Annotated in this window: 10 protein-coding genes; 7 read left to right on the top strand and 3 right to left on the bottom strand. The window is 69.6% G+C overall.

Annotation, left to right across the window (positions count from 1 at the left end; translation table 11 throughout):
- The first annotated feature begins 394 nt into the window (after nt 1-394).
- Nucleotides 395-1,474, top strand: a complete 1,080-nt coding sequence (locus C1I98_RS26950) for a hypothetical protein (RefSeq protein ID WP_233508217.1) — start codon at nt 395-397, stop codon at nt 1,472-1,474.
- Nucleotides 1,475-1,481: 7 nt separating this feature from the next.
- On the opposite strand, the gene C1I98_RS43170 is transcribed toward C1I98_RS26950, so the two are convergent.
- Both C1I98_RS43170 and C1I98_RS45140 read right to left on the bottom strand, forming a co-directional pair.
- A complete protein-coding gene (locus C1I98_RS43170; protein ID WP_199537242.1) occupies nt 1,482-1,871 on the bottom strand; it encodes a tyrosine-type recombinase/integrase in 390 nt (129 codons plus the stop codon).
- A 6-nt stretch (nt 1,872-1,877) separates the two neighbouring features.
- Nucleotides 1,878-2,012 carry a site-specific integrase gene (locus C1I98_RS45140; RefSeq protein ID WP_267898079.1) on the bottom strand — a complete coding sequence of 45 codons (135 nt, stop codon included), beginning with the start codon at nt 2,010-2,012 and terminating at the stop codon, nt 1,878-1,880.
- Nucleotides 2,013-2,724: 712 nt separating this feature from the next.
- Between C1I98_RS45140 and C1I98_RS43165 the strand changes: the two genes are divergently transcribed.
- The 6 genes from C1I98_RS43165 (at nt 2,725) to C1I98_RS26915 (ending at nt 9,753) form a co-directional block, all read left to right on the top strand.
- Entirely contained in the window at nt 2,725-2,892 is a 168-nt protein-coding gene (locus C1I98_RS43165) for a hypothetical protein (protein WP_199537241.1), read from the top strand.
- Between the two features lie 6 nt (nt 2,893-2,898).
- On the top strand, nt 2,899-3,024 hold the full coding sequence (locus C1I98_RS45820) for a group II intron reverse transcriptase/maturase (protein WP_199537243.1): 126 nt from the start codon (nt 2,899-2,901) through the stop codon (nt 3,022-3,024).
- A 758-nt stretch (nt 3,025-3,782) separates the two neighbouring features.
- Nucleotides 3,783-7,025 (top strand): S8 family serine peptidase, encoded by a 3,243-nt coding sequence (locus C1I98_RS26930; RefSeq protein WP_158558198.1) that lies wholly within the window; start codon nt 3,783-3,785, stop codon nt 7,023-7,025.
- Nucleotides 7,026-7,152: 127 nt separating this feature from the next.
- The gene (locus tag C1I98_RS26925) at nt 7,153-7,764 is read left to right on the top strand and encodes an RNA polymerase sigma factor (RefSeq protein WP_111170221.1); all 612 of its coding nucleotides are present in this window, start codon (nt 7,153-7,155) and stop codon (nt 7,762-7,764) included.
- Nucleotides 7,757-8,869, top strand: coding sequence for a CU044_5270 family protein (locus C1I98_RS26920; RefSeq protein ID WP_111170220.1), 1,113 nt, complete (start codon nt 7,757-7,759; stop codon nt 8,867-8,869). The genes C1I98_RS26925 and C1I98_RS26920 overlap by 8 nt, the downstream gene beginning before the upstream one ends.
- Nucleotides 8,870-8,892: 23 nt before the next feature.
- Complete coding sequence (locus C1I98_RS26915) at nt 8,893-9,753, top strand: hypothetical protein (protein ID WP_111170219.1); 861 nt, start codon at nt 8,893-8,895, stop codon at nt 9,751-9,753.
- 349 nt (nt 9,754-10,102) lie between these two features.
- Here C1I98_RS26915 and C1I98_RS26910 read toward each other — a convergent pair whose 3' ends face one another.
- Nucleotides 10,103-11,143 carry an ATP-dependent DNA ligase gene (locus C1I98_RS26910; RefSeq protein ID WP_233508215.1) on the bottom strand — a complete coding sequence of 347 codons (1,041 nt, stop codon included), beginning with the start codon at nt 11,141-11,143 and terminating at the stop codon, nt 10,103-10,105.
- Between the last annotated feature and the right edge of the window lie 214 nt (nt 11,144-11,357).

The raw sequence follows: 11,357 nt of genomic DNA, 5'->3' as shown, positions 1-11,357 counted from the left end.
CACCCATCCCGAAGATCAACCGCTGTGGCGATCAACGCATTAGCGATCATGCCTCAGATAGGTGAGACAAACGGCGGATGTCTCATGATCAAGGAAACTTGCCTCAGTGCAGTGAGACGGGACACGTGCGGCCCGGCCGCCGTGTGCCCCTCTCCCCCTCCGTTGATCAACTTTCGGGAATTGACATTCTCGTTGGTTGAGCCGCTCACGCCACGGCGCAACAGATCTTTTTTTTTGAATTTGAATTTCCGGAAAATCAAGCTGCTACGCTACCGAGGTGACCACGAAGACCAGTGGCGGTGCGCGGCCGTGTAAGCACTGTGGTGCGGTGATCGAGCAGCGGCAGGGGCGAGGCCGCCCGCGGGAGTACTGTCCGCAGAATGACTGCCAGGCTGTGGCGAAGCGGGAGCGGGAGTTGCGGCGCGCCACCCCCGGGCTGGAAGGGACCCTGGCCAGGGTCGAGGATCTCTACGACCGCATGGAAAAGGGACTGGCCGCGGCGATCACCCCGCTGGCGGAGGTCTTGGCGCAGGAGTTGAGCCCGGCCGGGGTGGAGGCCAAGGTCAGTGCGATCCAGGCGGAGGCGCACACCCGGGTGGCCATCGCCCGCACCGAGCGAGAGCAGGCGTTCGAGCAGGTACGGCTGGCCCGCGAGGCCACCGAGCACGCGCGGCGGGAGCGCTCGGCGATGCGGGAGAGCGAACTGCGGGCCCTCGCCGACCGGGACGCGGCGCTCGCCGACGCCGAGACCGCGCGTGAGCAGGCACTGGCCGCGCTCCGCGAGGCCGCCACGACCGAACGCCGTGCCAAGCAGGCCGCGCAGGAGGCCGAGCGCCGAGCCGATCAGGCGGAGCGGGCGCGCGACGCGGCACGACGGGAGATGGCCGAGAAGGTCGAGACCGCCGAGCGCGTACGCGACGAGATCGCCAGAGAGATGGCCGAGCGCGTGGAGGCCGCCCGCGCCGAGGCGCGGCAGGCGAAGGAGGAGTCCTCGCAGGCCGCCGAGGAGGTACGGCTGGCCCATGCGCAGCGAGATGCGGCCCGTGACGACGCGCTCACCGCCCGGCAGTCCGCGCAGGACGCCGAACGGGCCACCGCCGCCGCCCGCGCCCAGGCCCAGGCCGCCGAGGCCGAACGCGACAGGGCGGTCTCACGGGCGGAGGCGGCCGAGCAGGGGCGCGCCGAGGCGCTGTCGGAGGCGGCGGAGTGCCGGGCGCAGGCCGTACAGGCCAGAGAGCACGCGGCCCTTGACCAGCAGCGTGCGGCGGAGGCGGAGCAGGCACGCGCCTCGGCCGCGGCCGAGGCCGAGCGGCTCACCATGGACCTGGCCCTGGAACGCGCCCGCGTCGCAGACCTGCGCGGCGAACTGGCAAGGGTCCGCGCCGAAGCCGACGCGCTACGCGAACGCGCCGTGGCCGCCGAACTCCGCGCCACCACCCCTGAGCCGCCCGGCCCCACCCCTGACGGTCGTTGATGCGCACTCAGCGCGCTTCGGCTGGGTGCGGGTCAGCGTCCTGGTCGACCTTGGCATAGAGCGAGGTGGACAGCTGGCTGCGGTGCCGCAGCACCTGCCCGACCTCGGGCAGCGACGCGCCGGCGCGCAGCATCTCGGTCGCCAGCGCGTGCCGGAGCCGGTGCGCGCCGCGGCGCTCGAGCCCGGCCCGGTCACAGGCCCGGCCCATGACCGCGCGGACCGCCTCCGGCGTCAGCTGCCGGTAAGGCCGCCGCACCGTCACGAACACCGCCCGCGACTCACAGGCGGGACGGCCCCGTGTCAGCCAGGCGGCCAGCGCCTCCCGGCGGTGACCGGTAGCGGAAGCCGCTCGGTGCGGCTGCCCTTGCCCGTGACCGCGATCTCGCCGGCCCCTCACTCGATGTCACCGAGCTGCAGCCCGGCAGGCCTCGGCACCGCGCAGCCCGAGCCGGGCCAGCAGCGACAGGACCGCGTAATCCCGCAGCCCGGCCGCCGTATCCCGGTCGCAGCCGGTGAGCAGCAGCTCGATCTCGGCCACGCGGCAGCGCAGACAGCCTCCATGACGCGACCGCCGGGACCGCCCCGGCCAGTGGAACGGCGGTCCGCCCGGTCGCGTGCGTGAACCGCAGAAACGCCCGCGGCGAGGTCACCATCGCCTTGGCCGACGCGGTGTTGCGGTCCCGGGAGTGATCCACCATGAACGCGGTGACCTTGGCCGCGTCCAGGCCGTTCACCGCTCCGGGTCCGCCGATTGCGGCCAGGAAGGCCTTCGTCTGCTTGGAATAGCAGCGCACCGACACCGGTGACAGGCCCCGCTCCCGGTCCAGCCACGTGCGGAACTCCGCCAGCAGCCTCGCGCTGTCCCCGCTCACCGGCGGCCAGCCGGCATCCACGTCCGTCCCCATGATCATCTCCCGTCCGGAGGAACCACTGACACGAACCAGACAGGCAGATGACCAGCGAACACGCAGGATTATGCCGACAACGGAAACCCACCCACCGCCCTGACCAGGCGTTCTCCGGGGCCGGTCGGCATAATCCGGGCCTCGGCATAAGCCGACGACATCCTCCTCGGGTTCACCGGACCCAAGGCCGAAGCCGAAGAGGTCAAGCAGCGCCTTGCCCAGTTCCTTCGTGACGATCTCAAGCTGGAACTGTCGCAGGACAAGACTCTGATCACTCACGCGCGCACCAGTGCGGCGGCGAGGTTCCTCGGCTACGAAATCATCGCCCGATCCAGCGACCACAGGGTGACCCGTGGACGACGGACCGGCAACGGCACGATCGGACTGCGCGTGCCCCTTGCGGTGATCAAGGCCAAACGCGCCCCGTATCTCAAGTGTGGTCAAGCCACTCGCCAGACCCGGCTGCTGAGCTACGACGACAACACCATCGTCAACGCCTTCGGGTCGCAATAGCGGGGCATCGTCCAGTATTACCTGCTGGCCGGCGACGTCTGGAGATTCGACCGTCTTCGATGGGTCACGGAGACCTCGATGCTCAAGACGCTGGCGGCCAAGCACCGCTCGACCGTGGCGAAGATGGCCTGAAAGCACAAGACCACGGCCACGTCGAGGTGTTCCACATGGACGAATGCCTGGACTGGCAGGGCAAGGCGCAGCCGCGTATGCATCCGTACTCGTTCCGCAAATACATGCAGCGGCACTTCTACGACCCGATCCGGTCCGAGCCGGCGGTACCGGTCGCCCAACGCCATTGGCTGGAGCCGGAGACCCTTGACACGGTGGTGAACGCGATGGCATCCGCGCCGATCGATCTGACCTACGGCGGCTGGGGCCAGGACGGGCACGTGGCCTACAACCAGGCCCGGCGCAACGCACTGAGCGTGATCACCATCGACGACCTGCGTACGTCCTCGGTCCGGATCCAAGAGAACAACGTCGACACGATCATCGCGCCCGCGCACCGCAAACTCGGTGGGGCCTACCAGTTCGTACCGCCGATGTCGGTGACCCTCGGTATCCGCGAAGTGCTCTCCGCCCGCAAGGTCCGGCTCTTCAGCGACACCGGAGGATGGAGGCAGACGGCCCTGCGGGTCGCGCTCTTCAGCCCGCAAACGGCGGAATACCCCATCACCCTGCTGCAGGAGCACCACGACGCCATGCTCACCGCCACCCAAGAGACCGTTGACCACCCCATCAGCCGGCACCCGGAAATGGACCTTCGATGTTTGACCCGCCACAGGCCATGTAGCCGAACCGCACGGGGAGTTGCTCGATCGCCCGTGATGGGGATGAGCGACTTCGGCGGATAACCGGCAAAGTTGTCCCGACGAAGCATGGTGAACATGAAACGCCACGTCTTATCTCTCATATGCGTGTCATTCCTGTCGGTCAGTGCGCCGCCAGGTGTGGCGAACGCAGCCCCGGCGCCCCTGCTCTCCGCCACGCAGGACGGCGGAACGGTATCCCCCTCATCAGGAACCAGTGCGGCCGCCACGGTCACGCTGATCACCGGAGACAATGTCACGGTCGACGGGCGCGGCCGCGGCGTCACGATCCAGCGTGGCGAGGGCAGGGAGAAGATCTCTTTCGCCGTCGACCGCTCGGCGGGCAGGCTGCGTGTGGTGCCCAGCGATGCCGCGCCGGCCTTGGACGCGGGCACCCTGGATCGCGACCTCTTTGATGTGACCGGGCTGATCGCCGCCGGCTACGCCAGGACAGACCGGCTTCCGCTCATCGTGACCTACCGCGACGAAGCCGCGGAGAAGAGCCTCCGGTCTGCGGCGACCGGCGCCGCGACTGTGGTGCGGGACCTGCCGCTGGTGAACGGCCTGGCCATCCGGGCCGGCAGTGAGGAGCGCGCCGCTTTCTGGCTGGAGCTGTCGGCGCTGACCCGGGGCGGCCGGTCGGCGCGGGTGTGGCTGGATCGGTTGACCATGCCGTTGCTCGTGAGCAGCGTCAAGCAGGTCGGCGCCCCTACCACGTGGGAGCGGGGCCACACCGGCGCCGGTGTGAAGGTCGCCGTTCTGGACTCGGGCATCGACACGACCCATCCCGACCTGGAGGGCAAGGTGAGCCTTCGGGCGAACTTCACCGAGGCCTCCGACGGGCGCGATCTGACCGGGCACGGCACGCATGTGGCGGCCACGGTCGCCGGAGCTGGGCAGGTCAAAGGGGTCGCTCCCGGAGCCGTCCTGCTGGATGGGAAGGTGTGCGACATAGACGGCTGCCCGACGTCGTCGGTCCTGGCGGGGATGCAGTGGTCTGCGGACAACGGCGCCAAGGTGATCAACCTGAGCCTCGGTAGCCCGGACAGAGAAGGATTGGATCTCCTTGAGCAGGCGGTCCAGCTCCTCAGCGATCGCCATGGCGTACTGGTGGTGGCCGCCGCCGGCAACGGTTACGGTGCCCGCACATTGAGCTCACCGGCCAGTGCCGATGCTGCGCTTGCGGTGGGTGCGGTGAACCGATCGGACGGCATGGTCGAGTTCTCCAGCCGAGGCCCGCGAGTGGGCGACTCCGCGTTGAAGCCTGAGATCACCGCGCCGGGCACGGACATCGTCGCCGCGCGCAGCAGAGATTCCGGTGGAGACGGCCTGTACGTACCGAAGTCGGGCACCTCCATGGCGGCCCCTCATGTCGCGGGAGCCGCCGCGATCCTCGCCGGCCAGCATCCTGATTGGGATGGCCGGAAGTTGAAGGCGGCGTTGATGGCCGCTGCCACGCCGAGCCCCGATGCGGAGGTGTTCGCCCAGGGGGCGGGCCGGCTGGACGTGGCCAGAGCCACCACGCAGTCGCTGACCAGTGATCCGGCCGCCGTCAGCTTCGGCCTGCAACTGTGGCCGAATGGCGACCGGCCGGTGAAGCAGCCGATCACCTACCGCAACGACGGAGCCGAACCTGTCACGCTCGCCCTCGCGATCGAGCACGACGCTCACGCGGTGTTCACGGTGACCCCCTCCTCTCTGGTGGTCCCGCCCGGCGGCGTGGCCGAGGCCGTCGTCACAGCCGACGTCTCCAGGCTGGCCACGGACCGGCCGGGAGGCGCTTACCTGTCCGCCGGCGGCGACCGGGCAAGGATCAGCACACCACTGGGCATAGAGAAGGAAAGCGAGAAGTACCCTCTGACGATCAAGTACGTGGATCGGGCAGGACAGCCGGGCACAGGCAGCACTCAGCTGCGCAGGCTCGACGATCCCGCCCAGAGGTCACGCTTCGTCAACATCAACGCGGTGGGCAGCGAGGCCACGGTCCGGCTGGCCAAGGGCGTCTGGGAGCTCAGGAGCGTCGTACGCGAAGGCGAGCACTCCGCCTACCTGGTCCATCCCGCGTTGGAGGTGCGGCAGGCGGGCGCCGTGGTCATGGACGCGCGGATGGCCAGACCGGTCGAGGTGATCCTCCCGGCCGCCGCTGAGCCGCAGTGGGTGTCGGTGAACTACGGCGGGCCACTGACTCGAAACGATGCCGCTGCCGGGGAACTGATCGCCGAGCGGCCGGACCAGATCTCCACGGCCCAGCTGGGGACCAACCCCTTCCCCGACGAAACCGTGACAAGAGTCGATGGACTGTGGACGGGAAGCGATGGTCTCTACCGCCTGGCTTGGTCACACCGGGGCGGCATGGTCACCGGATTCCGGAAGAATGTGGAGCGGCGACATCTGGCAACCGTCCGCGCCGACTACGCGGCGCAGACCCCAGGGACACACGGCATCTGGATCGGCGAAGCACAACTGCCTGACCTCCGGCTCGAGGGCTATCCCCTCAGCACCCCGGTGTCCCTGCCCGCGGCTCACACACTCCATGTGAACTCTGACGGCGACATGCGGTGGCGCAAGCACTTCACCGAGATCGTCTCCGGCGGAAAAGCGCAGGTCTCCTTCGAAGATCGTGAATCGCGGTTCGAGCCAGGACGCCACTACGTCGAACGTTGGAACCGGGGTGTGTTCGCCCCCGTTCTCGCGCAGGACGAACGCGAGGAGACGGCAAGCGCCTGGCGCGAAGGCGACACGATGACCATCGAAGGCGCTCCCCTGGGGGACAGCGCCGGTCGGACAGGCCGCGCCACGTACACGACGGTGCGCACCGCGCTCCACAGGAACGGAGCCCTGGTCGGCGAGAGTCCGTCGTCTCACGCATCGTTCGACGTCCCGAAGGACGAATCCTCCTACCGGTTGGTGATGGAATCCGAGCATCGCCAACCTGCGGCGCTGTCCTCACGAACCTCGACCGCGTGGACGTTCCGGTCCGCCGGTGCCGGCGAAACGGCCAGGCGGCTGCCCCTGTCCATCGTCCGCTTCAAGCCTCCCCTCGACTCCAGCAACACGGCGCCGAGCGGCCGGCCATACCTCATACCGGTCAGCGTCGAACGCCTCGCGGGCTCGGACGCGGGCCCTCCACGGTCCCTCGAGCTGCACGTCTCCTTCGACGACGGAGCGAACTGGGCGCGTGCGGAGGCAGTCGGAGGAGTCATGAAAGTCAGGCATCCCGCCAGAGACGGGTTCGTGTCGCTGCGCGCCAGAGCGACGGATACGCGCGGGAACACGGTGGAGCAGACCATCATCCGCGCGTATCGGACGCTCGCTCGATGACACCCCCTGCCCCATGGGCGGCGTGGCTCTCGACGACGCCGAAGGATGCCGCTCTGCGGTCATCGCGTGAAGGGAATCACCGCGACCGGTGGAGTAAGCGATGTGAACGGCAGAAAGGACACCCCGCATGACCGCTCCACCGGCGGTGAGTGATCCCTCGACGCAGGCCGAAGACGATGACGCCCTGGCCCTCACCGCCTCGGTGCGGGAGCCGGAGCGATTCGCGGTTCTCTACGACCGGTACTTCGAGGAGATCTACCGCTATCTCGCGTTCCGGCTGGGGCAGCAGGCCGCCGAGGACCTGGCGGCGGAGACCTTCCTCGTCGCGTTCCGCAAGCGGCAGACCTTCGACCCCGGCAGAGGCGCCGTACGGCCCTGGTTGTACGGCATCGCCACCAATCTCGTCGTAGGCCGGCGCCGCAAGCTCGCTCGCATGCTCGCAGCCTTCCGACGGGTGCCTTCCGCCAAGGAGGCCGAGGTGGGAATGGAGGACCGGGTGACCACCCGCGTGGACGCGGCCCGTGCTCGGCGGCCGCTGGGGCTGGCGCTGGCCGGCCTGTCCCCGGGCGACAGAGACGTGCTGCTGCTCATCGCGCTGGCGGGTCTCACCTACGACGAGGTGGCCGAGGCACTGTGCATCCCCTACGGCACGGTCTCGTCCCGGCTCAACCGGGCCCGCAGGAAGGTACGGGCCGCTCTCGAGAATGCCGACTCCATGAACGGAGACGCAGATGGATGACCTGGCCGCGATCCGGCAGCAGTGCGCAGTACCAGGGCCGTCGGCGGAGACGGTCACCCGCGGCCGGGCGCGGGTGCTGGCACTGATCGAGCAGGAACACGCTTCGACCGGTCTCGCCGGACGGACGGGCAGCCGGCGCTCCGCGCCACGATCGGCCGGGCGCTCGCCACGGAGGAACCGCTGGCCGGCGTTCGGTCTGGGGCTGACCACGGCCGTGACGGTCGTCACCCTGGTGCTCTCCCAGGCCGCTCAGCCACCCGCACGGCCGAGTGCCCAGCAGATCCTGCTGGCCGCTGCCGCCTCGGTCGGGAAGCAGCCGGCCGACGGCGACTGGTGGGGCATCAAGCTGATCAAAGGCGTGCGGCAGCGCGAGCCGGGCGGCCGGTACACGCTGCAGGTCACCGCGGCCGAGGAGACCTGGATCCAGGCGGCACAGCAGGAGTTCCACTGGACCGTGCGGCAGTATCTCGGCGCCAGGCCAGCCACCCTTCCAGATGAGCAGGCCTGGCGGGCCGACGGCTCTCCCGCGGCCTGGACCTACCGGGATGGCGTGGGCCGCGCGCTCCTGCTCGGTGCGGACTACGAGCGGCTGACGATGGGGCCTGGCCAGGCCCGATCGGATGAGTGGGCCGACACGAACTGGCGGTTGGTGCTCGTCGACAAGCCGCTGACGGAGATGGAGGAACTGCCGCAGGATCCGGAGCGGCTCCGTGCGCTGCTGCAGCCGCCTCAGGGCGACACCACCGACCTGGTGAACAACCTCGCCGAGCTGATCGTCCAGGTGCCGGTCAGCTCTCAGGTACGAGCCGCCGCCTATGAACTCATGGCCTCGCTTCCGGCGGTCACCACCAAAGGCCAGGCCACCGACCAGCTCGGACGTACCGGACAGGCCATCGTCTACCTGAAGCCCGACCCCGAGCATCCCGGCCGGCAGGAGCGAATGAGACTGATCGTCGACCCCGCGACCGGCGCTCCGCTGGCGCTGGAGGAACTCTCCCCGGACACCCACGAGATCGTCGAGTTCAGCGCGGTCGAGTCGACTGCCTGGACCGACCAGAAGCCGAACCTGCCCAACCCCCACCCTCTCGACGAGAACACCCAGTGAGGAAAGCAAACATGCGTAAACCCATGCTGATCACCATCGCCGCGCTCGCCCTTACAGCCATCCCGGCCCCGTCCCTCGCCGTCACGGATGCTCGCGCGTCCGGCTCCGCGGCCGCGACGGCGGAGTCCGCCTTCTGGTACGTCAGGACCCTGCAGACCCGGACACATGCCCGGCAGGTGGGCGTGACGGAGAAGTACTGGCTCGTGCAGCAGGAGGAGAGCCAGGAGTGGGCCGACCGCGACGGCCGTATGTGGCATGCGCACCGATCGCTCGGCTGGCGCCCGAAGAGCGCTGCCGACCAGGCGGCGTGGAAGCGCGATGGATCTCCGCAGCAGTGGAGCTACCGGACCGAGGGCATGCTGGTGAAGCTCTCCACCCAGCGCGGCAAGGCCGTCGTGCGGCCGGTGAAGGGCCCGGTGAAGGGCGCAGGCTGGTGGTTCAACCAGCGGAAGCTGTCCTTCCGGGACATCCAGAGGCTGCCGGCCACGCCGAAGGAGCTGAAAGCGTGGCTGGCGAAGGCATCCGCCGAGGGAGCCGACCCCGTCCGCGCGGAGGACTTCGACATCTGGGTGAAGGGTGCTTACACAGGCTTGCTGTACAGCATGCCCGCGCCCAAACCCGTACGTGCCGCCGCCTACAAGGCGTTGTCCGCGATGCCGGGAGTCCAGCGCGCCAGACAGGGCGCTGGGGTGGAGAGGCTCGCGTACGCGCTGAAGGACCCGAAGGGCCAGACGGCGTTCACCGTCGACGTGGACACGAGAGCCATGACGCTGAAGCGCAGCACGGTGGCCACGACCCACGACGGCAAGCCGCTGCCAGGCAAATCCTGGACCATGGAGCATGCGGCCGAATGGACCGACACTCCCCCGCCGGTCGCTTCCTGATCGACCCGCTGCGGTTGGGCCGTCCGGCAGTGGTGTACGTTTCTGGACGGCCTGCGCCGAATGGCTGCGGTTCACCAAGACACCCCGATCGTTGAGGGCCGGGCCGCGGGCGCCATTCGCGCGCACCTTGGGGGAGCCGGTCCGCCGTTCCGACGCCTGGCCACCGTGGTGTGGCCGACGTCGAGCCGCTGAGCAGGCGCGGGATGCGCCGGCAACGTCGCCACCGGCGGGCCGGCAGGATTCGCAGTTGATCGGCTCACCGGGGTCTCACCAGCAAAGGGCTTGTCCGGCAGCTCAAGGATGGAAGCGATGCCGGTCGATGGCCCTCGGCGAGATGACGGGCCGGGGGTCAGGCCACGGCGTCGTCCGGCCCGGCCACGTGCGCCGGGTCAAGGTCGGGGCGCGGCCGTAGCAGCCTCACGGGGTGCCGGTGCCGCCCCTTGTCCCTGGCGGTGTCGGCGAGGATCTCCACCACCAGCTCGGGCCGGATCCTGGTGTAGGCGATGGGGTCGCGGCGGCCGTAGGGACCACCGGCCCAGCCGGGCGGCAGCGGCACCGGCCACGGGTGGGCACCGAGCGCCGGGGTGAGCAGCGGCGCGATCTCGGCCGCCGCCCGGCCGCCGAGCCGGGTGGTGCGGCCGACCACGCGCAGCCGCCCCTGTTCGTCAAAGCGGCCGAGCAACAGGGTCTCCGGGCGCCTCGCAGGGCCGGTGAATCCCCCGGCCACGGCCTCGGCGGAACTGCGGTACTTCAGCTTCATCCAGCCCCGCACCCCGCCCTGATAGCGGGAGCCGACCGGTTTGATCACCAGACCCTCGACGCCGGCCACGTGCATCGAGGCGTACCAGCCGCGCGCGGTGTCCTCCTGGCGGGTGTGCATGCCCAGTGCGAGGACACCGGCGGAGGGCAGCGCGGCGAACAGTTCTTCCAGCATGGCGCGGCGCACCGACAACGGCCGGTCCCGCACGTCGAGGCCGTCGCCCCGCAGCAGATCGAAGGCGGCGTAGTGGCAAGGGGCGCTGCGAGCGAGCAGCGCCGCCTGCCGATGTCCGGCCGTGTTGCGGCGCTGCAGCGCGCCGAAGTCGAGCCTGCCGGTGGGCGCCCAGCAGACGATTTCGCCGTCCAGCACGGTATGCGGCGGGACGTGCGCGGCGATCGCCGCCGCCACCTCGGGGAAGGCATCGTTCAGCCGTGCGCCGCGCCGGGACTGCAATCGCACCGTGTGATCGCCGGTGAGGACGGCCAGGCAGCGAAAGCCGTCCAGCTTCGGTTCATAGGCCAGCGTGCCCGGGCAGGCCTGAGGGAAGGCGGTGATGCTCCGGGCGAGCATCGGCGCGATCACGCCCCGCAGGTGGGCTGGGCCTACCGGCGTGACGGGCGGGCTGCTCATGGGTCAACCGGCCGCGGTGTTGCGCATTCCGGCTGGTGGCAGGGCCAGGAGAGCATGTGCCGGTTTCTACCGGCCCAGCCAGATGGACAAAACCCCCATTTGGTACAGAAGCCGTCAAGAATGACCCTGGCGGTTGCAGGACGCCCCGGAAAGGAGATCCCGCGCGATGCGACGGTGAGACGTGAGAGGGCACCTCCCCTCCCCCCTCGTGGCC

It is taken from the genome of Spongiactinospora gelatinilytica (genome assembly GCF_003236385.1).
In the GTDB taxonomy this organism is placed as follows: domain Bacteria; phylum Actinomycetota; class Actinomycetes; order Streptosporangiales; family Streptosporangiaceae; genus Spongiactinospora; species Spongiactinospora gelatinilytica.
The sequence above is the reverse complement of the archived record's forward strand: the minus strand, read 5'-3'. Positions and strand labels throughout refer to the sequence as shown.